The 20,748-nt window shown below is 37.6% G+C and carries 19 protein-coding genes; 11 read left to right on the top strand and 8 right to left on the bottom strand.

Annotation, left to right across the window (positions count from 1 at the left end; genetic code table 11):
• The first annotated feature begins 148 nt into the window (after positions 1-148).
• The 5 genes from B3E00_RS13805 (at position 149) to B3E00_RS13785 (ending at position 6,813) form a co-directional block, all read left to right on the top strand.
• A complete protein-coding gene (locus tag B3E00_RS13805; RefSeq protein WP_293938893.1) occupies positions 149-2,650 on the top strand; it encodes a TonB-dependent receptor in 2,502 nt (833 codons plus the stop codon).
• 444 nt (positions 2,651-3,094) lie between these two features.
• On the top strand, positions 3,095-3,709 hold the full coding sequence (locus B3E00_RS13800) for a histidine kinase (protein ID WP_293938891.1): 615 nt from the start codon (positions 3,095-3,097) through the stop codon (positions 3,707-3,709).
• Complete coding sequence (locus B3E00_RS13795; protein WP_293884827.1) at positions 3,700-4,758, top strand: sensor histidine kinase; 1,059 nt, start codon at positions 3,700-3,702, stop codon at positions 4,756-4,758. The genes B3E00_RS13800 and B3E00_RS13795 overlap by 10 nt, the downstream gene beginning before the upstream one ends.
• Entirely contained in the window at positions 4,755-5,456 is a 702-nt protein-coding gene (locus tag B3E00_RS13790) for a LytR/AlgR family response regulator transcription factor (RefSeq protein ID WP_293938889.1), read from the top strand. Before B3E00_RS13795 ends, B3E00_RS13790 begins: the two co-directional genes overlap by 4 nt.
• Positions 5,457-5,514: 58 nt before the next feature.
• Entirely contained in the window at positions 5,515-6,813 is a 1,299-nt protein-coding gene (locus B3E00_RS13785; RefSeq protein WP_293884825.1) for a hypothetical protein, read from the top strand.
• A 76-nt stretch (positions 6,814-6,889) separates the two neighbouring features.
• Here B3E00_RS13785 and B3E00_RS13780 read toward each other — a convergent pair whose 3' ends face one another.
• Genes B3E00_RS13780 through B3E00_RS13760 form a run of 5 tightly spaced genes read right to left on the bottom strand, consistent with a single transcriptional unit; the run spans position 6,890 to position 11,092 of the window.
• Entirely contained in the window at positions 6,890-7,594 is a 705-nt protein-coding gene (locus B3E00_RS13780; RefSeq protein WP_293938887.1) for a lycopene cyclase domain-containing protein, read from the bottom strand.
• A complete protein-coding gene (locus B3E00_RS13775; RefSeq protein ID WP_293884823.1) occupies positions 7,591-8,049 on the bottom strand; it encodes a sterol desaturase family protein in 459 nt (152 codons plus the stop codon). The genes B3E00_RS13780 and B3E00_RS13775 overlap by 4 nt, the downstream gene beginning before the upstream one ends.
• A gap of 20 nt (positions 8,050-8,069) precedes the next feature.
• Complete coding sequence (locus tag B3E00_RS13770) at positions 8,070-8,906, bottom strand: phytoene/squalene synthase family protein (RefSeq protein ID WP_293938885.1); 837 nt, start codon at positions 8,904-8,906, stop codon at positions 8,070-8,072.
• Between the two features lie 4 nt (positions 8,907-8,910).
• Complete coding sequence (locus tag B3E00_RS13765) at positions 8,911-10,389, bottom strand: phytoene desaturase family protein (RefSeq protein ID WP_293938884.1); 1,479 nt, start codon at positions 10,387-10,389, stop codon at positions 8,911-8,913.
• Positions 10,390-10,441: 52 nt separating this feature from the next.
• Positions 10,442-11,092 (bottom strand): MarR family winged helix-turn-helix transcriptional regulator, encoded by a 651-nt coding sequence (locus B3E00_RS13760; RefSeq protein WP_293884820.1) that lies wholly within the window; start codon positions 11,090-11,092, stop codon positions 10,442-10,444.
• Between the two features lie 352 nt (positions 11,093-11,444).
• Here B3E00_RS13760 and B3E00_RS13755 point away from each other — a divergent pair, with 352 nt between their 5' ends.
• From B3E00_RS13755 to B3E00_RS13740, 4 genes are all read left to right on the top strand, one after another.
• Positions 11,445-11,960 (top strand): ferritin-like domain-containing protein, encoded by a 516-nt coding sequence (locus B3E00_RS13755; RefSeq protein WP_209577996.1) that lies wholly within the window; start codon positions 11,445-11,447, stop codon positions 11,958-11,960.
• 269 nt (positions 11,961-12,229) lie between these two features.
• Positions 12,230-12,409 (top strand): DUF5670 family protein, encoded by a 180-nt coding sequence (locus tag B3E00_RS13750; RefSeq protein ID WP_293938882.1) that lies wholly within the window; start codon positions 12,230-12,232, stop codon positions 12,407-12,409.
• 292 nt (positions 12,410-12,701) lie between these two features.
• Positions 12,702-14,126, top strand: a complete 1,425-nt coding sequence (locus tag B3E00_RS13745; protein ID WP_293884818.1) for an SDR family oxidoreductase — start codon at positions 12,702-12,704, stop codon at positions 14,124-14,126.
• A 126-nt stretch (positions 14,127-14,252) separates the two neighbouring features.
• Entirely contained in the window at positions 14,253-15,443 is a 1,191-nt protein-coding gene (locus tag B3E00_RS13740; protein WP_293938880.1) for a GAF domain-containing sensor histidine kinase, read from the top strand.
• A 90-nt stretch (positions 15,444-15,533) separates the two neighbouring features.
• On the opposite strand, the gene B3E00_RS13735 is transcribed toward B3E00_RS13740, so the two are convergent.
• Positions 15,534-16,583 carry an aldo/keto reductase gene (locus B3E00_RS13735; protein ID WP_293938879.1) on the bottom strand — a complete coding sequence of 350 codons (1,050 nt, stop codon included), beginning with the start codon at positions 16,581-16,583 and terminating at the stop codon, positions 15,534-15,536.
• 18 nt (positions 16,584-16,601) lie between these two features.
• A complete protein-coding gene (gene surE, locus B3E00_RS13730) occupies positions 16,602-17,336 on the bottom strand; it encodes a 5'/3'-nucleotidase SurE (protein ID WP_293938878.1) in 735 nt (244 codons plus the stop codon).
• Between the two features lie 51 nt (positions 17,337-17,387).
• Here surE and B3E00_RS13725 point away from each other — a divergent pair, with 51 nt between their 5' ends.
• On the top strand, positions 17,388-18,305 hold the full coding sequence (locus B3E00_RS13725) for a diacylglycerol/lipid kinase family protein (protein ID WP_293938877.1): 918 nt from the start codon (positions 17,388-17,390) through the stop codon (positions 18,303-18,305).
• 55 nt (positions 18,306-18,360) lie between these two features.
• Positions 18,361-18,624 carry a hypothetical protein gene (locus B3E00_RS13720; RefSeq protein WP_293884813.1) on the top strand — a complete coding sequence of 88 codons (264 nt, stop codon included), beginning with the start codon at positions 18,361-18,363 and terminating at the stop codon, positions 18,622-18,624.
• A 67-nt stretch (positions 18,625-18,691) separates the two neighbouring features.
• On the opposite strand, the gene B3E00_RS13715 is transcribed toward B3E00_RS13720, so the two are convergent.
• Positions 18,692-20,710, bottom strand: a complete 2,019-nt coding sequence (locus B3E00_RS13715) for a hypothetical protein (RefSeq protein ID WP_293938875.1) — start codon at positions 20,708-20,710, stop codon at positions 18,692-18,694.
• Positions 20,711-20,748: the final 38 nt, after the last annotated feature.

Here is a 20,748-nt window from a genome sequence, read left to right as displayed (position 1 = left end):
TTATCGATTTGCAATTGGTCGGGAACTGCCTATGCTATCGCATGATCCTAGCTATACATATTTCTGTCGCTCATTAGCGTCATTTCGTCTCATATCGCTAAAGGAACTTTTTTAGACCGATAAATTTGAACCGTAATCAGATTTAAGAATGAATAGAAAAGAAACAATAGAACAGATCTCAAAACTATCCCAAGTATCAGCCCCTGAATGCGAAAGAGTCCTGGATGCACTCGAAATCGTACTCAGCCAAAAATTAGCGCGAAAAAAGGGGCTTCGACATAGCTTCGATTTACTCTATAAAATTATGGAAAAATTAAAGGATAAAATCGTCATTATATTCTTGTTCACCTTAATTTCTACGGCTGTTCATGCTCAGATTCCCCCAACACAAAAAATAGGCGGGGTCGTCACAGATCGATTATCCGGCCAACAGCTCGCTGCCGTATCTATCCGAGTGTTGGAAAAACCAGGTTTGGTTGCAGTAACCTCCGATAAGGGTGAATTCGTTTTGCCCAATCTTCCAGTCGGACGATATACCGTACAGGCTTATTGCTTAGGCTACGAGCTTACAGTGATTAAAGAGATTATGTTAACTTCTAAAAAAGAGATCGCATTAGAAATTGCGATGGATCCGACGCATTACGTATTGAAAGACGTAGTAGTGGCAGCCAATAAGGAAAGAGCTTCAAATAAAATGGCGCTGACTGGAGGACGTTTACTTCGGATTGAAGAAATTAATCGCTATGCCGGCGGAATGGATGATCCCGCCCGTCTGGTTAGTTCTTTTGCCGGGGTATCTTCAAGTCTTGGAAATAATGGCATCTCAGTACATGGAAATGCACCAAGTATGCTTCAGTGGAAACTTGAGGGAATAGAAATACCGAATCCAAATCACTTTGCAGATATAGCGACTTTGGGCGGCGGCATACTGACTTCATTGAGCACAAATGTTTTAGCCAACTCGGATTTCTATAATAGCGCCTTTCCTGCAGAATATAACAATGCCGTATCAGGGGTATTTGACCTAAAATTGCGGACAGGAAATAATCGGAAACATGAACATACCTTCCAAGCAGGGTTATTGGGCTTGGATTTCGCTTCGGAGGGACCTTTTAGTACAAATAATGATGCTTCTTATTTGATTAATTACCGCTATTCTACAACAGGCTTAATGAGCAAACTTAACGCAGGAGAAACTAATGGGCAGTTATTGGACTATCAGGATCTAAATTTTAAATTAAACTTTCCGAGTAAGCATAAAGGAACATTTTCAATTTGGGGAAACGCATTAGCCGATAGGTTCCGTACAAAAAAAGAATCAGAATCAAGCTGGAAGTATATGGATGATCGTAAATCCTCAAAAACAGACCAGATGTCTGCAGCAGCCGGCATTACCCATCGCTATTTTTTTGAGAATGGAGGAGTTCTTCGTACCACTTTGGCTACTACCCATTCAACTAATAAGGCAACCGAAGATATCTTCAACGATAGTACCGAAATGCCCTATTTAAATTTAAGAAACCGCTATACCAATGTGATTTTAACATCTTCCTTTGATAAAAAATATGCGGAGAAGTATAGCAATAAAACCGGCTTTACGGTAACAAACATGTATTACAACACCCAGCTGGATCGTTCACCTTTTGTAGGAAAACCATTGCAGGCAATTTCCGAAGGAAAAGGGACTACCACATTGCTTTCAGCTTACAGCAGTTCATTAATTGAATTAAACAAAAAAATCTATGTAACATTAGGGCTCAATGCACAGTTATTAACCCTGAATAACCATTGGACGGTTGAACCACGAGCTGCTATAAAGTGGTCTTCAGGACCTAAAAGCTCGATTGCCATGGCTTATGGCCTACATAGCCGTATGGAGAAGATGGACGTATTCCTTGTAAAAGATAGAGGAAATGGCCAACCACTAAATAAGGATGTTGATTTCACCAAAGCGCACCATATGTCTTTATCCTATCAATATAAACTGTCGGATAACATGCGTATCAAACTAGAACCGTTTTATCAATATCTCTTCCATGTGCCAGTTATTGCGGATAGCTCATATTCCATCCTTAACCGCAACCTATTCTACGTGGAAGATGCGCTGGTGAACCGGGGCAAAGGACAGCATGTCGGATTGGATATTACAATCGAGCGCTACTTACAAAAAGGTGTTTATTATATGTTGACCGCCACTCTATTTGATGCCAAATTTGCGGGTGGAGACGCCATTTGGCATAACGGCAAATTTAACAGGCGTTTTATTATTAATGGATTGACAGGCAAAGAATGGTTTATGGACAAACAGCAACGGGATCTACTAAGCGTTAACCTGAAATTGACCTTGCAAGGAGGAGAAAGATATGCTCCGGTATTGGAAAAGTCTTCCCTTAACCATCCTGATAAAGAAATCCAATACGAGGAAAAAAATGCATTTGCTAAACAATTCTCCCCCATGTTTATCGCTAATTATTCGATAAGTTATAGACTTAACAGATTGAAACGATCGCACGAGATTGCAATCAAATGGCTGAATGTTACAGGCGCAAAAGAGTATTATGGACATCAATATAATCTAAAGACAGGGGCCATAGTACCCAAAAAACAAGCAACATCACTTTTTAATATACTGTATAGAATGGATTTTTAATGTAATTTTAGTACCTATATGAGCCAAAGCAAACCGTATCATTTTTTATTTGCCTCCAATTATAGACCATGGAGGCATCTAACCTTTATTGTAACCTTAGTTATTATTACTTTTAATCAAACATTTATAGTGTATCAAGACATTATGTCTTCTTTGGGAAACACTATCTTTTTAATTTGTTTTCTCTCATTTGTCACTTACCTACTAACAACATATCTGAATTATTTTTACCTCATACCAAAGTTCTTGTTAAAGGAAAACTATACCATTTATATCCTTTTGTTAGTATCTTTTGTGGTAGCGCTTATGGGCTGCACGCTTGTTTTGGAATATTCCATACGCGCAATTTTGAGTCTACCGCATCGCATAACATCCTATAGCAATCCAATTATCCTAATAGACAGTCTATCTTCCTCAGCAATGACTATAATCTGTCTATGGAGCATGTCAGTTATAAAACTCTTTCGAAAATGGAATAAAAAGAACGAAGATGTGATGATGCTGGAGCAGAACTTCCTTGAAACAGAAGTAAACAAACTGAAAGGACAAGTTTCGCCAATCTTTATGTCGAGAGCCTTACGTAAAGCGGCCTTAATAACCGCATCAGATCCACAAAAAGCCTCACAAATATTGATGTTACTCGGTCATTTACTGCGCTACCAACTCTATGACTGCGATAGAAATAAAGTTTTCCTTAATTCCGAAATAATCTTCCTAAAAAACTTACTACAATTAAAAAAATTTATTGAAGATAGCCGTTTTGAATATGTTCTGGAGGTAAAGGGAAAAACCAACAATTTGCTGATTTCTCCTCTTTTATTCATCGTATTGATACAGTCCATACTGATAGCAAATGAAATTAAAAGCTTAAGTATTAACGTTGAAATTTCAGAAAAAAAAATACGCTTTATCGTAAACTATGAGAACACTTATCTATTACCCCCGGAATACAAAATGGAAATAACCGACAAATTAAATATACTCTATCCTGATTTATATATATTTACTATGGAATCCGGAAATATAAGTCTTCAACTAGATCTTAAGGAATGGAAATAGCCGTAGAAAATAAAGAAATTGCTTTCTTAATTGCGGATCGCTACAGCATACAAAGGCATCTTTGTATGCAACTATTTATGCTGTTAATTTCAATTGGGATATTCTTCGATGCGCCTGATAAACTAAACTTATCTTTCGACAGAACTTGCGGTTGGGTAGCCTACTATGTGTTTATGAATATGCTGGTTTATGTAAACGTTTACCTGCTATTCCCCTTCTTTTTGGCCAAAGATAAGCTGATACATTATTTAATTGCTGCCGTGTTATTTTCCGTACTTGCGCTATTGATAGTGATAATCCTACAACATATGTTCTACGATATCGCAGTCAGCCGAAACGATCCCAGCCCTACAGCTATATTTCTGAGTTTAGCATCTAGCCTATTGGCAATCATCCTATTTATTGTCGGCACTTCATCCCTTTTACTCTTTAAGCCTTTAATAAAAAGCAAAATAAAGCAGCAGGAGTTACAAAAAGCAACTACTGAATCGGAACTCAAATTTTTAAAGAGTCAAATCAATCCTCATTTTTTATTCAATACGATTAATAATGCCAATATACTGGTGGATGAAGATCCTAACATGGCAGCCCACATTTTAACCAAACTGGATGACTTACTGCAATACCAGTTCACTAACAACAGCAGGGATAAAGTTTCATTGTCTGACGATGTATGTCTATTGACAGACTATCTGGAATTGGAGAAAGTCAGAAGGGACCAATTTGAGTTCGATATAAAAATTTGGGGAGACAGCAATAAAGTAATTGTTGCTCCTTTGTTATTCATTCCTTTTGTAGAAAATGCTGTTAAACACAACCTGAACAGTAATGGCATATCTTATGTTAATATATCCTTTCAATTAGAAAAAGAATCCCTTATTTTTATATGCAAAAATTCAAAATCTATAAACCAAAGGCAAAAAGAAAGGGGGGGTATCGGATTGAGCAATATCGTTCGTAGATTACAGTTGCTTTACGAAAATCGGCACGATTTAGAAATAGAAGAAACAGAACAAAATTATATCGTAAAATTAACGCTACTATTATGAGATGTATCATTGTAGATGACGAGCCTATAGCGCGTAAAGGAATAAGGAAACTAGTCGATCAGATTGCATCTCTTGAACTTCTTGAAAGTTTCAACAATGCTGTTTCTGCGGGTATATTTATACAACAAAACGCTGTTGATTTAATCTTTCTGGATATCAATATGCCGGAAATTAACGGAATTGAGTTTGCACAAAATATTCCCAAAAATACGCTTGTGATTTTTACCACCGCTTATTCCGAATATGCCGTAGACAGCTATGAGGTCGACGCAATTGATTATCTTGTTAAACCTATTGATACCGTTCGTTTTCGTAAAGCTGTAGACAAGGCGATTGTTTATCATGGACTTCTTTTAGATGAAGAGAATAAAAATTTAGAGCAAATCACGGATGATTATATTTTTGTAAAATCTGACCGTAGATTTTTTAAGATCAATCTCAACGAAATTCTTTTTATTGAATCTCTTAAAGATTATGTCATTTTCCAAATGGAAGATCAACGCGTGATTACACGTATGACCATAAAGAATATACATGACTGGCTTCCAAAATCTATTTTCTTGCGGATAAATCGCTCCTATATCATTAATAAACATAAAATCGACTCATTTGACCATAATGACGTGTTTATCGACAAATATGAAATCGCGATTGGCAAATCCTATCATGATACCTTTTTTCAAGAGATTCTCCCTTAATACTTTTTAATTTAAACTGGTTAGCCTATTTTGAAAGTCAATTATTTCCCATACAGTTATGAAAAAAATATTTACTCTTCTCTTTATTATCCATCTTACTGCGCAGGCTTACGCACAACGTAAGCAATATGAAACAGCCGATATCAACTCCTGGTTTGAAGAGCTCAAAACTGCCTCAGATCAGAGTTTCAAGTTATGGAATAAAAGTATATACGGACCAATTCTTCTTATTGATCCCGCCACACGCACGATCTATGCCAACGAATTGGATGGAAAAAAAACTTTAAAACCATCAGCTAACTTATATACTGGAATTCTACCTCAGGAGGTCAATTTTTCCAACACGGCACTGGATTGGAATGACAAGAGGTGGGCAATGATTATGTTGCCACTTCCAGAAAACAGGGATGATCGTATAAATCTGCTTGCACATGAGTCATTTCATCGTATACAACCTGATTTGGGTTTCTCACTAAATAATGCGAACAATAATCACCTCGACGAAAAAGATGGCCGGATTAGCTTACGTCTTGAATTTGAAGCTTTAAAACAAGCTTTAATGTCCACACATAAAAATGACATGAAACGTCATCTCACCAATGCCCTATTTTTTAGAAAATATAGATACGTGTTATTCGATGAAGCTGCTAAAAATGAGAATTTATTGGAAATTAACGAAGGAATTGCCGAATTTACAGGAATAATAGTCAGTGCCCGCAGCGATGAATCGACAAAACAATATCTTATAAATGGTATTAATCGATCTCAAAACAATCGCACCTTTGTAAGATCATTTGCCTACCAAACGACGCCAACTTATGGTTATCTGCTGTATAAAACGGATAACGATTGGAATAAAAAAATAGATAAAGAAACTGACCTAACAGCATTATTTATCCGCAAGTCTGCTATTTCTCTCCTTCCGCCAACTGAACAAAATTTTAAAAATCTTTCCAAAGCATATAATGCAGCTGTAATTTTTGAAGAAGAAAATAAAAGGGATGCTGAAAATAAACGCTTAGTCAAAACTTACAAAAACAAGTTTGTCGAATCTTCTCATTTTGAAATTCGTTTCGAAAAAATGAACTATTCTTTCGACCCTAGAACCATCATTCCAATCGAAAACTTGGGCACATACTATCCCACCACCCGAATTACAGATGTTTGGGGGATTTTAGATGTCACAAATGGGGCTTTAATTAGTCCTGATTGGAAAAAGGTATCCATCACTAAACCTATATCCATTGAAAAAAATCTCATTAAGGGGGATGGATGGACACTAGAGCTCAATAGTAATTACACGATAGAAATTGATCAACAAAACAATTTTTACTTAAAGCATGTAAAAATAAAATAACAAAATGAAGTCGGAATCAGCTCCTCTACGGACACATGCAGCATACGTATCTTTAATCCGATTGCTCCAATGCATATCACTTCGCTATTGGAGCCAAACCTTTATTTTGAAATTTCTTGAAAAAATAGAGAACCAATAAAAACTGTGTATAGCCATATACCGCATCTTCTACAGGAATCGTCAGTATCCTGATGCCCATGAATTCCATTGGGTTGTAATTCACTATCGGCGATTCCAATCCAGTCCCCGTGAGTATACCATTCACAGGTAAAAATCCCAACATGAGCAGGGTAAAAACCAAAGAGGCTTGCGTAATCCATTGCACGCGTAAAACAAAATGGAAAATCAACAGTGTTAAAATAGTGACTACAGCGGTTACCAGAGTATAAATTCGATCTGTATAACGGAGAGCAACCACGGCGCATATAATGATGCTTACAAAAACTACGATGTTGTTAAAGGCGGAAAGGGATTGCAGTTTAAAAAATTTGTCAATGCAAAAATAAGTAAAAATACAAGAAAAAGGAATGAAGATAAAGAACAGCCACTCTTCTATTGGCAGTCCTGCTATCACCAGTCCTAAAGTATATCTTGTGTCAAACCACCAAACTCCCTCACTCGTAAACCACACATCCCAAGCGATAAAAAATATAGCAACAAGCGCAGATGCTTTTAAGAATGGAAAAAATTCACGGTCGAATCGAAGCCGCTTGTCGAAGGATGCGACAAAACAGATTACTACCGTAAAGAATAAGATAAGCGAATAAGTATATTGCATCATATTTTTTCATTGTTAGAATACATTTTAAAGTATTTCATTGGCACATACAGAAAACCGAAACATTCCCCTTCTTCCTTGCCCAAATGTTTGTGATGCTGCTTGTGAGCACGCCGAAGAGCCAAAAAATAACGATTATTTGTTTTACTCATCCATTTGAAACGCTGATGTATAAAGATATCGTGAACGAAAAAATAAGCCAAACCATACAGCATAATCCCAATGCCGATATAAAAAAGATAATTGTAATCTCTTAAAGAGCCAAAATACATTAGGGCGATGGTCGGAACAGCAAAAATAATGAAGAAGTAATCATTTTTCTCCAAAAATCCCTCGTTACTATGATCATGGTGATCCCTATGGAGCATCCATAAGAAGCCATGCATAATATATTTATGAATTAACCAGGTAGCGCCTTCCATGGCGATGAAAGTGAGCAGTATAATAATCAAGTTCATATTGCGATAAGCTGATGGATTTATAAATAAGCCGCCTTATAGCGCACGTAACTTTTAACTGCGACATAAGCTTTTTGAATATTAGGTATTCTAATCCTATTTTCCAAAATTTCTTCAGAAGATTTCTTTCGGATCCGTGAAAAGAGAGAGAGATAATATTTATAAGCTAAATAAACTCCAAACTTAGACGACGCAGGTAACTTCTTGATTCCCAAAAGTGCTTCTTTAAATTCGGTATGAATTTCCTCTTCGATACGACGTTTCATGATATTATCGAATTGGCCCATATCCAAATTTGGAAAATAGGTGCGTCCAAGCACCTGATAATCTTCTTTTAGATCGCGTAAAAAATTGATTTTTTGAAATGCCGAACCGAGCTTCATGGCATAAGGCTTTAGCTCTTCATAGCGCTGACGGTCGCCTTCACAAAAAACCTGTAGACACATCAGTCCCACGACCTCTGCAGAACCATAAATATATTCCTTGTAGCGTTCTGAATTGTACTCAACTTTGTTAAGATCCATCTCCATACTATGAAGAAATTGATTGATAAGGGACATATCAATATTATATTTGCGTACGGTTTCCTGAAAAGATTGCAGGATAGGATTTAACGAAATGCCTTCATCTAAAGCATTGGTGGTTTCCAAATAAAGTCGCCCCAATAACCGTTGCTTGTCATAACCATGAAAACTATCGACAATTTCATCAGCCAATCGTACATAACCATATATCGCATAAATACTTGCACGAATGCTCGGCTTTAGAGCCAAAATACCGAGCGAAAAACTTGTACTATACTTTTCAGTTGTTTTTTTACTCACTTCATAAGCGAGTTCATCAAATAGTTTTTTCATGATCTTATAATTTACGCAATAATTCAATGGCTTCTTTGGCGGCTATCTTACCCGATATAATGGATGGAGGTACCCCGGGGCCGGGCACCGTCAGCTGTCCTGTATAAAAAAGATTCTTAACTTTCTTATTCCTGATTTTCGGTTTCAATACCGCTGTTTGTGTCAATGTATTTGCTAATCCATAAGCATTTCCGCCATAAGCATTATAATCGCTTACAAAGTCGCTCACACAGTAACTTCTTTTATATACGATCTGTTCATACAACATATTTGAACCAGTATGCTTTTCTAGACGCTTTAACATATGAATAAGATATTTTTCACGCGTTTCTTCATCGTCCGAAATAGCTGTAGCCAATGGCATTAATAAGAAAAGATTCTCCGTATTTGCAGGCGCCACATTGGGATCCGTTTTGGATGGACAACAAGCATAAAACAAAGGATTCTGAGGCCACTTCTTTTCGCCATAGATACATTCAATATGATCATCCAATGGATGCTCAAAAAACAAGGTGTGGTGCGTTAAATTAGGAATAGGAGACTTCATACCTAAGTAATATATCAAACTGGATGGTGCAAACGTCCTGGTTTTCCAATAATCCTCATCGTAGTTTCTGAACTCTTTATCTAATAATGTTTCAATATGATGATAATCTGCCGAGGCAACCACAACATCATAATCATGATACACTCCGTTAATCTCCAGCGAACTGATCGTATTATTTTTAACCTTCATTCCATCGACATTATGATCAAAATGAAAAGTTACGCCTTGCTTCTCAGCCACCTGTTGCATCGCTAGCACCAATTGAAAAAAACCTCCTTTTGGATAATGAGTACCTAATGCATAACCGCCATAATTCATTAGGCTGTATAAGGCCGGAATATTTTTGGGTGAAGCACCCAAAAATATAACAGGAAATTCCATTAATGTGCGTAGCCTCTGGTCCTTAAAATATTTAGCAACATAGGATCTAAAATTAGAAAGCAGATCGAGCTTAAAAGCACTAAGAGCAATCTTAGGGGACAGAAATTCACTCCAATTGTGACAGGGTTTATTGACAAAGTCGCGCATGCCTACCTCATACTTAAATTTGGCAGCCTCCATAAATTTATCCAGCTGCTCACCCGCTCCAGGTTCGATCTGCTCAAACAACTGCTTTAATTCCGGATAAGATTCGGGTACGCTAATCTGCCCTGAACTAAATATCATTTCAAATTGCGGATTGAGCGAAACGAGCTCAAAAAAATCCGCTGTACTGCAATCAAAATCTAAAAAAAATGACTCAATGATATCAGGCATCCAGTACCAGCTTGGTCCCATATCAAATTTAAATCCTTCAACTGTGTCAAACTGTCTCGCCCTCCCACCGGGCACCGTATGCTTTTCATAAACATGTACATCGCATCCAGCCTGAGCGAGATAAGCCGCAGCTGAAAGACCTGAAAAACCCGCACCTATAACTGCTACCTTCTTCTTCATTTATGTTAATTTGATTCCTTCTTCTTCACTGATGTTAATTAAACTAAGGATGTTATTTCGCTATATTGATCTGCTCCAACAGTTTATCTGGTGAAATATTCTTATCATAAATCACCTGATGAAATTTGCTCAGCTTATCCAATAGACTTATTAATGTTATTTTTTCACTGTATGTCAAATTACCTGAAACAATTTGTGTTGCATGCCGTATTTTTTCCATTTGTTGATCTAAAGCTAATCGACCATTCTCCGTAATATAAATCACTTTACTTCGACGATCCGATTCTGAATTTTGCTGGCTAATCCATCCTTGTTTGATTAAACGGTTAATAATGGCCATACCCGCAGGTTTTTCATGAATATTCCTTCTGATTAGCTCCATTTTTGTCATCTCACCAAATGACCTAAGGGTAATAAGATATATATATTCCTCCTGGGTTGAAAAATCAGATTCCCATATAGCCGCTTTGGAATAGCTTTTTGCAAACCTATTCATATGCACAAGTAAGGTGCTGATTACACTTTCTGGCGTGCGCCCATTCTCTTTTCCTTCCCAATAGGGCTCAACAGAAATTCCTGTTTCCTTTGCCGTTACCCAACGCTTAAATCCATCGGAGTCATCGCTAAAGCTATCAGTAACTTCTGTTTCCGCGTCAAATTCCTCGACTAATCCAATGATTTCTTTTAAAAGCTTATACTTCATACGCACAAATTAGAACACTAATATACTACTATAGTTTTATGTATAAAAAAAAAGGGTTGTTTTTAGGATAAAAATAAACTAATCAAAATAATATAGAGCTTAATTCTGAGTTACTATTAGTTTGTAATATACTAAAAAACAGCAATAATACCTGAATTTGAGATCAAATAGACCGCATATGTATTAAATTTTGTTACGAACGATACGATCAAGCTCACTTCGATTATATGGAACAAAAGAATGTAAGGGTTTTATTGTCACCAATTGACGAATGCCAGTGACAATAAAGAAATGAAAATGAGATTTTAAAAACGATCTTATTTTGACAGATGTCCATCTCTAAAAAAGAATTATGGCAAAATCGAATCAAAATCAACAAAAAATGCCAAATGAGCATTTACATGAGTTATTTGTAGACGAATTAAAAGATATTTTGGGTGCTGAAAAACAACTTTTAAAAGGGTTAAAGAAAATGAGCAAAGCAGCCGAAGATGAACAACTGAAACAGGCATTTGAAAAACATCATGGCCAGACCGAACAGCAGATTGAGCGGCTTAAGGAAGTGTTTTCCGTATTGGGAATCGCTGCTCGAGGTAAGAAATGCAAAGCCATGGAGGGGCTCCTAGAGGAAGCTGACGAGATTATCGAAAATTTTGAAGGAGACCCAGCATTGGATGCAGCGCTTATTTCTGCAGCGCAAAAAGTTGAACATTATGAGATAGCAAGTTATGGTTGTCTGGTTACATTTGCAAAGCTGATGAAACATTCAGAAGCAGAGCAATTGCTACAACAAACACTTGATGAAGAAAAAGAAACAGATACGTTACTTACAGAAATTGCTGTTTCCGGTGTAAATGAATCTGCTTAAGCATTAATAACCAAAAATGAAGTGCTCGAAAAATCGGGCATTTCATTTTTGGTTTCAAATCCTGTTCCTGCAATATAAATTCCATCTTATATGTTTGGAAACCTAAGGGAATGACGCTTTTAAACTTCTATATTCCGAGTATACATTGATTAATTTCAATCGTACAAGAAGTATATCTCTGCTTCCAATATCGAAATTGAGAGTGATTTTTCCCTATCAAATTTTAAACGATTTCATCGGGATATTGTTCTTCAATCAAGAAATATCATATGGAAGATCTATTATATTCGATAGCCGTCAGCATAGTCATTATTTGGGCGGTAACTTTTCTTGGCGGGTTTGTAACAGAAGATATTGTTCACGTCTTATTAATTTTGGCTACTGTAACATTCATATTTCGTGCAATAACAATGAATGGGAGCCGCGAAGCTCGCAGATCCGAGGAATAAGATATTGCCGACACGACTAAAGCTTAATCATTTTCGTTTAAATTTACTTTTCGCCTACTCAGATTATTTTTTTGGAATAAAAATCCATTTTAAATTTACTTCGTGATACATCGTGTGATGGATAAAATGTATTTATTCTATTTATAAAAACGCTAACTGTCTAAAAGGAGAGGCAGATTGCTACAATGCTCGGGAAAGAATACCTAGCCAAACCGCTAACTAAAATTAAAAATTTATTTATATTTTAGGGTATTTACACAGGAAATAACACAAATAAAAGATGTAATGGCTTATGAAGATTCTCTTGACAGGTGTGACGGGTTATATTGCCAAACGCCTATTACCCGTATTATTGGAGCAAGGACATGAGCTTATCTGCTGTGTTAGGGATAGAGATCGTCTCAATATTCCAACTGAACAGCATAATATAGATGTTATCGAAGTAGATTTTCTGGATAAAGAAACACTCAAAAACGTGCCGACTGATTTTGATGTAGCTTATTATCTTATACATTCGATGGCTACCCAAACTGGCGACTTTCAACGCATGGAAATTGAATGCGCTACCAATTTCAAAAATTTCATTGAGTCGACCAAAGCACGGCAGATTATCTATTTGAGTGGAATAAGTAATTCCAATCAGCTTTCCAAACATCTGGATTCAAGGAGAAATGTAGAAAAAGTATTAGCGAGTGGTTCAATTCCCATTACAACATTAAGGGCTGGTATAATTGTCGGGTCAGGTAGTGCTTCTTTCGAAATCATACGCGATTTAGTGGAAAAACTCCCCATTATGGTGACACCAAAATGGCTTAAAACTAAATGCCAGCCAATAGCAATCCGGAATGTCATTGAATTTATGGTCGGTGTTATGCTGAACGCTGAAACATACCACAAAAGTTATGATATTGGTGGTCCGGATGTTCTTACTTACAAAGAAATGCTTTTGCAGTATGCCACTGAAAGAAAGCTTAAGAGACATATTTACATCGTTCCCGTGATGACACCCAGACTATCTTCCTATTGGCTCTATTTTGTTACTTCGACTTCATACAATTTGGCAAAAAACTTAGTTGACAGTATGAAAGTAGAAGTGATTTGTAAACCAAATCGTCTAGCCGAGCAACTTGGCATCACACTGATCAACTACCGTACCGCTATCCAATTGGCTTTCCAAAAAATTGAAAGTGACCATGTGATTTCGAGCTGGAAAGATGCGCAGACCAGTAACATTTTATCTGGAGGATTGAGTAGACTGCTGGAAGTACCCGCTTATGGCTGCTTTAAAGATGTACGTAGTGTTACACTGGGCAACAGTGACGCTTCATTAAATAAGATCTGGTCTATAGGAGGACAATCGGGTTGGTACTATGGCAATTGGCTTTGGAAAATCCGGGGCTTTATGGATCAATTGGTTGGTGGGGTCGGGATGCGACGAGGGCGGAAAAGCAAAACTGATCTTTCCGCAGGTGACACCCTTGATTTTTGGCGTGTATTAATTGCAGATAAAAAACAGAAAAGACTACTTCTCTATGCAGAGATGAAATTACCGGGTGAAGCGTGGCTCGAATTTAAAATCGAGGGACAAACGTTGATACAAACTGCGACTTTTAGGCCATTGGGAATTTCAGGTAGGCTATATTGGTATGCCGTGCTACCATTTCACGCCTTTATATTTAAAGGACTAATCGAGCAAATAGCAAAATTGGAAAAATAATGTGTTGATTACTGTTATTTTGACGCCACTTTTACGATTATATCAATTTTTTAGGAAACTATGTTGTATTTTCACTGAGAGATGAACACCCATCGGTGGATTCACATCGCTAACAATGCAAAAAAAATGACCATCCCAAATCAAATACATAAACCATACGACACATCCGATAAAAGCGACTTCAATACCTGTCAACGAATTCTGGAGGAACTTTGTAGCCAGACCAAAATGAGATATGGTTTGATACGTAAAAAAGATGGAGTAAAATGGGGAAATTGGTGCGTTTATGACTATCAGTCTCAGCAAATAGTCAATAAAAACAGCGACACCTACGTTAAAATATATCAAGAAATTAGAACAGGTTTTTCGCCTATTTACATTAATGATAGTGCACAATGTACTGTTGATCAATGGACTGACGTTCTTCAGGAATTCGGCTTAAAAAGTTATATCTCTTACCCAATAGTTAACAAGAAGGATGCTATTGTAGGGCACATGAGTTTTATGAATGCGGAACCTGTACATTTTGACCGAACCAAGTTGGAAACGCTGCTCCCCGTTTGTAGTGATTTAATTGCAATAGATTTTAAAACAATATTCGGCCTTAACAAGGCGAGAAGAGAATTAAAACAGGAGCTCAGTTACACCAAAAACAGAGAGCTCATTTTAACCTCCCTAGCCCATGATCTGAATAACCCTGTGAGTATCGTAAAGGTGATATCACAATATCTGATGGGGAGTGTAAAAGATGATAACCAAAAACGCTTAATAAAGAAAATAGAAGAAGCGTCTCTTCGGATGAAAGGAATGATCGATGATATATTGGATTTCAGCAGTATACGTCTTGAAAATAAACCCACAATAATTAATGAATGTTTCCGAATCGATACCTTAATTAGACAAATCCTATCCGAATATGAATTTTTACATAATAAAACATTAATTGCCAACATCGATCTTCCAACTGAGATACGTTGTGATCAACATAAAATGGGAAGAGCCTTTGCAAATTTAATTGGAAATGCAATAAAGCATGGGAACCCGGATAAAAATATAGAAATTAACGCATTCATTAAAGAAGGGCAATTTATTTTTAGCGTTACAAATGAACTTATATTCCCTCAACAAGTGTCGGATTTATCAGACTTATTCGAACCGTTTATACGAGGAGACAATAGCAAAGGTTTAGGATTAGGACTATTTATTGCACGTGAAATAGCAAAACTTCACAAAGGGACAATAATCGTTCACTCAGACAACACTAAGATTACCTTTGAGCTGGCTATCCCTACAGATTTCATGAGATCTATTCAATAACATGTATTAAAGTTGGTCTAACATATAACGCCCAATTGACATCACTTCAAAGAGGGTGTGCCAATCACACCCTAAATCTCGTCAAGTACTTCACATGTTTGGTACTGGACAGTTTTGTTCAATAAGTTTCTCATGTTTTAGCTCGCTCCAGAAGTCATTGGGGATCTTAACGTTGAACGAATTTGCATTTTCTACCGCCTGTTCAGCAGTATGTGCACCCGGTATCACCCCAGATACTTCTTCGGGAGCTGCCGAAAATTGTAATGCTGCTGTGCGAAGATCAACATTATGATTTTTTGCGACCTGATACAAAGCATTTAGTTTTTCCTTGACACCAGCAGGGAAAGTTCCATCGTAGAGATAACGGTTTTTTCCAGCTAAAAATCCAGCACATAATGGCGCTCCCACAATGATTGAAATACCTCGTTCAGCTACTTTAGGAAAAACTTGATTCAGCCCTTCCTCGTGTTTTATCAATGAATACTGACAGGCTGAAAGAAAAACATCTGGATCTGCAACTTCCAATGTCTGTAATATCGGTGCAACGGTATTAACTCCTAGCCCCCAGCCTTTAATAATCCCTTCTTCTCTCATCCTAGTCAATTCAGGCATCGCCCCGTGTGCAGCTTGCTCGAAATAATAAGAATAGCTGTCTTTCATATCTCCATTGTCTGGTGACAGGTCATGAATAAATACCATATCTATCGAAGATAGTCCTAAGCGTTGTAAACTATCTTCTAAGCTCCTTCTTACACCTGAAGCAGTATAATCATAGCGGTAGCCAAAATTTAATTTCCCTTTCCACAGCGACTGGTCCATTTTAAAATCCTCTTGAGGCAACATGAGTCTGCCCACTTTTGTTGACAAGGTAAAACTTTCCCTAGGCTGATCTTTTAAAAATAAGCCCATTCGGCGTTCGCTTATACCTAAACCGTACCATGGGGATGTATCAAACAATCGTATTCCCGCCTTCCACGCCGCTTCTACTGCCTCCAAGCATGCGTAATCAGTATGGTACTGAAATCCATTCCCTAAGGCTACGCCTCCAAATCCTGCCTTATCAACTGGACGAAATCTTTCCTTTTGCATTAAATTTTCTGTTGCATTCATATCTTTTCCATTAATGTTTAATTTTCCCATTCGCTTAGCTTCACCTAATCAACTTTGTTCGCGTTTCACTCTTTCCGCAAGTTCATCATGCGCAGTAAGATCAAGACGTAACGGTGTAATGGATACTAAATTATGCTCTACTGCCCAACGATCTGTGCCTTTATCAGCAGGTTCTAAAGGTACGACAGTGATCCAATAGTTTTCCCTTCCCATAGGATCTTCTCCCGATACAACCCTGCCGTCATACAACCTTACTGATTGTCTTGTCCATGCTATGCCCTGCGGTTGGGCTGGGAAATTCACATTGTAAAGCGCGGGTTCTTTATTTTCCATTAATATTTTTAGCACATCCCTTGTCCATGCAGATAAGCCTTCAAAATCCGGTTCAGTCTTTCCGACAGGGGTGCTCAAAGCAATACCCGTAACACCAAGAAGGGTGGCCTGCTTTGCAGCAGCTAGTGTACCCGAATGCCACATAGAATTACCAAGATTCGGCCCCATATTGATACCGGAAAGGACAACCTGCGTATCAGGAAACATATGTAAACCCAATGCTACGCAGTCTGCCGGAGTTCCATTGACCCTAAAAGCTTCAATATCTTCAAAAGTAATAGGTGCCCGCCGGTAACTTAGCGGCCGGGAATGCGTAATCGCATGTCCCATTGACGACTGCTCCACATCGGGTGCCACAATTTTTACTGTCCCAAACTGTTTCGCTATCCTTGCCAGTGCTGCGATACCAGGCGAATAAATGCCATCGTCGTTGGTAATAAGTATATTCATAGTTGTTCTTTTCTTTGAAAACCAATCTCAGCCATGCTTTGTTCAATTGTTATGAAAGAACATGGCAAAAACATAAGATTAGTACATAACCCTACCGCTGGGGATGATACCAATGGGGACAAAGATGAACTATGTCAATTAATTGAAAATCGTGGACACAATTGCACAGTAGTCGCAAAACAAAACGCTGTCAAGAAGATCGATCCGCAGACTGATATCATTGCCTTGGCCGGCGGTGATGGCACGATCAGAGCTGCAGTTTTAGCGCTATTGGAAAAAAAACTAAAATTTAAAAGACCAATCGCCATATTGCCACAAGGAACTGCAAACAATATTGCTATTTCTCTTGGGATTCCCCTTGATTGTGAAAAAGCCATTGATCTCTGGAACGACTGTAAACTTAAAAAAATCGATGTAGGAATGGTTTTGGGATTAGCAAAAAAGCCCCTCCATTTTATAGAATCTATCGGTTTCGGGGTATTTCCTTTACTGATGGAGAAAATGGATAAAAAAAGTTTAGCGGAAGATCTTAGTGCGGAAGAAGAAATAAAAATTGCACTCCAACAATTACGCGAACTGGTCCAAACGTTCCCAGCCAAGAAGCTGAAGATAAAGTTAGCAGAAAGTAACTTTGAAACAGAATGTATTCTCGCTGAAGTTATGAATATTCCAAGCATGGGGCCGCGACTAATCTTATCTTCTAATGCTGATCCGGGCGACGGACAATTCGACATTATCATTGTAACTGACAAGCAACGGCAGGAACTTTTAGACTATATTGACGGGCTATTGAATGGATCCGATGTAGCATTGAAAATAAAACCCATCCAAGCTAGCCGGTTGACCATGGAATGGGAAGGCAAAAAAATACACATCGATGATGAATGCAGAAGTTACAGTGGCCAGCAAATAAAAATTACCTTGCTTGATAGCCTTATTGAAATTGTTGCTGGCGAAAGTGAGCTATAGTTTTTGCCAACGATAACGCTACGAACGCTGTTCCCTACTAAAAACAACAAGTCAAATGAATAGATTGAAAAATAAAGATCGTACGGCAAGCATACTTATTTCTATGATGACAGCGATCGCTGATACGGATTCAAAGAAGTCAAATACAGACTTGTCCGAAAGTCAAGAAAATGACATTTCCAAACGACAAAAGCGTCCTAATACCGATTTATCAGGTATTAAAGACGATCGTACCCATAATAAGGACGCAGAACAAGCCGCACAGAAAGAGAAAGACGACGAAGACACACCCGATCTTTCTGGTGATATCAATGTTTAAAAGGAAATTATCCTATTATCGTTGCATTGGCAGTGACTGACTGAAAGTTGCTGGGTCTCATTATAACTTAACCTTTTCGAGGTGGGAAGAAGAACAGCCTTGGGTTTATCTTAAAATAGATCCAAACGGCTTTACCCATTTTAATCAATTCTTTCGAGGATAAGTTACGTGAACGGAAAGCTAAAATCAACGATAAAGAGAAACTGACCATAAAATTGAAAAACCCGATCATTCCAACCCCCAAAATACCCCAAAACCAGATCTCAGCAGGCAACTCCATACCATGCCCAAATAAACACAATGCCAAATTCCCACTCGCAAATGTAATATGCCTAATATCCAAATTTAAACCTAAAAAAAGTCCGACCGGAGCTGTAGTTCCCATAAAAATTCCAAACCAAACGTTCGATACAATACCTGCCCATTTTTTCTCATAAAACAAAGCTATTTTATTTGTCTGCCGCTGTCCGAATATCTTTTTCAACATAGGATGCTCCTGAATGCGATAATAAACTGAATTGTGCTTGTCTCTATTTGATATACTTCCAGCAATAATTCCCGAAAGAAATAAAAAAACTCCCGCGATTGATGCATGAAAAACTAAAGGTGTTTTTACAGGGTTAAGGTCGTTAACAAGATGTAACCACTGTGCACTCGCAATATTAACATGAGACAGCTGTTGAATCAACCAGACAAAAAAAAGACTCATCGGAAAAGCCATCACAACATTACCAACAAAAGCAATGAACTGAGACCGAAATAACCTTCCAAATAATTCAGCAAACATCCAATAACGATGTCTGTTATTTCCAGCTCCGGAAGCTCCCTGCTCAATTGCATTGACCAAAGCAGAAGCCGTCATTGCGGGTTGTTTGGTTGCTAAAGTTGCACCAAAAAGATAAATTAACGTGAAACCTATCGCATAATTCAGGCTATATAAAAATGCATGACCAAATTCACTGGTATGTACCTTTCCCAATAATAACTTTAAGATACACATCACACCTACAATGAGGCCACCACCACAGGCGGATCGGAACATTTTCCAATATTCTTTTTCACTTGAGGTGATATAGTGTTCACCGGTCTGCGCGGTATGATGCGTAATCTCGTAGGCCAAAAGTTGTGTACTCTGTCCAATTAATTTGCGAATATTGCTTTTCCCGGAATTGTATCCAAGGAGAGTGATTGCCAGTTTGATTGTCTTTTGCTTCTTTTCATCCGGATGATCAATCACCAAAAAATATAAAATTTCTCGGATCCTTTCTAATTGTTGCCGCATGCGCAAAAGGGATTGATTCACTTTAATTGAAATGCCAAAACGATGTGAATTGTCGAATGCTGTTTCGATATACGCTTCGCATTGTCTATGTAGCACCAAAATCTGCTTATAAGATAGATCGTTGGATGGAATAAACTTTATATTGGATTGCAAAAGACGATCATTCAATTCGGTAAATTCCCGCATAATTGCAATAAATGGACTATCAAAATTTTGAAACTCCGGCACCATCTTGTTTACATCTGTTTCCATAGCACGCCCTGTAATACGTTGGACCAACACTTCCAGTCCATACAATATTTCAATCATCCCAAAGCCAGTTTCATCGTCATAAATCGTTTGCAATCCACATAAACAAAACAGTTCATCAACCTGATCCTGAGGGATCGTTGCTATCCACTCAGCATCGCGAGATTTATAAAAAACTTGATTTAAAAGATATTGTAAAGTAGACTTCGGCGGCTGAAAAGGTAGATACCGTTCTGTAATTCTTTTTTTTAGTTCGTAAAAAAAATCTGCATAACTTATGATGCCCGTATCAGAAATCAGCTGATCAAAATCCTTGGCAACCAGGATTCTTTTAAGATAAAGCTGAAAGCATTGAAGTTCTTCCGGTGATGCATCAAAATAGTCTAATAAAAATTGAATGTCAGTCCGATAATGTAAATTGACATGCTTTGGACGAACGACGTCTACCAGTGAAACCAAAAAATCAACATTTATATAAGCTGGGTCTGCTATTTGAGTTTTAAAATGTTCAAATAAACTCTTTACCTGCGACTCGCTATCCTGTTCCTGTTCCATATATAATAAAATTCCTCTCTAGATACCAAGTTTGGGCA

Origin of the sequence: Sphingobacterium sp. UBA5996 (assembly GCF_002429765.1) — a bacterium.
Lineage (GTDB): Bacteria > Bacteroidota > Bacteroidia > Sphingobacteriales > Sphingobacteriaceae > Sphingobacterium.
The sequence above is the reverse complement of the archived record's forward strand: the minus strand, read 5'-3'. Positions and strand labels throughout refer to the sequence as shown.

Bases quoted from the DNA above. Each gene is read 5' to 3' on its own strand.
- B3E00_RS13805 (WP_293938893.1), top strand. From the start codon at position 149: ATGAATAGAAAAGAAACAATAGAACAGATCTCAAAACTATCCCAAGTA.
- B3E00_RS13800 (WP_293938891.1), top strand. From the start codon at position 3,095: ATGTCAGTTATAAAACTCTTTCGAAAATGGAATAAAAAGAACGAAGAT.
- B3E00_RS13795 (WP_293884827.1), top strand. From the start codon at position 3,700: ATGGAAATAGCCGTAGAAAATAAAGAAATTGCTTTCTTAATTGCGGAT.
- B3E00_RS13790 (WP_293938889.1), top strand. From the start codon at position 4,755: ATGAGATGTATCATTGTAGATGACGAGCCTATAGCGCGTAAAGGAATA.
- B3E00_RS13785 (WP_293884825.1), top strand. From the start codon at position 5,515: ATGAAAAAAATATTTACTCTTCTCTTTATTATCCATCTTACTGCGCAG.
- B3E00_RS13780 (WP_293938887.1), bottom strand. From the start codon at position 7,594: ATGATGCAATATACTTATTCGCTTATCTTATTCTTTACGGTAGTAATC.
- B3E00_RS13775 (WP_293884823.1), bottom strand. From the start codon at position 8,049: ATGAACTTGATTATTATACTGCTCACTTTCATCGCCATGGAAGGCGCT.
- B3E00_RS13770 (WP_293938885.1), bottom strand. From the start codon at position 8,906: ATGAAAAAACTATTTGATGAACTCGCTTATGAAGTGAGTAAAAAAACA.
- B3E00_RS13765 (WP_293938884.1), bottom strand. From the start codon at position 10,389: ATGAAGAAGAAGGTAGCAGTTATAGGTGCGGGTTTTTCAGGTCTTTCA.
- B3E00_RS13760 (WP_293884820.1), bottom strand. From the start codon at position 11,092: ATGAAGTATAAGCTTTTAAAAGAAATCATTGGATTAGTCGAGGAATTT.
- B3E00_RS13755 (WP_209577996.1), top strand. From the start codon at position 11,445: ATGGCAAAATCGAATCAAAATCAACAAAAAATGCCAAATGAGCATTTA.
- B3E00_RS13750 (WP_293938882.1), top strand. From the start codon at position 12,230: ATGGAAGATCTATTATATTCGATAGCCGTCAGCATAGTCATTATTTGG.
- B3E00_RS13745 (WP_293884818.1), top strand. From the start codon at position 12,702: ATGAAGATTCTCTTGACAGGTGTGACGGGTTATATTGCCAAACGCCTA.
- B3E00_RS13740 (WP_293938880.1), top strand. From the start codon at position 14,253: ATGACCATCCCAAATCAAATACATAAACCATACGACACATCCGATAAA.
- B3E00_RS13735 (WP_293938879.1), bottom strand. From the start codon at position 16,583: ATGGGAAAATTAAACATTAATGGAAAAGATATGAATGCAACAGAAAAT.
- surE (WP_293938878.1), bottom strand. From the start codon at position 17,336: ATGAATATACTTATTACCAACGACGATGGCATTTATTCGCCTGGTATC.
- B3E00_RS13725 (WP_293938877.1), top strand. From the start codon at position 17,388: ATGAAAGAACATGGCAAAAACATAAGATTAGTACATAACCCTACCGCT.
- B3E00_RS13720 (WP_293884813.1), top strand. From the start codon at position 18,361: ATGAATAGATTGAAAAATAAAGATCGTACGGCAAGCATACTTATTTCT.
- B3E00_RS13715 (WP_293938875.1), bottom strand. From the start codon at position 20,710: ATGGAACAGGAACAGGATAGCGAGTCGCAGGTAAAGAGTTTATTTGAA.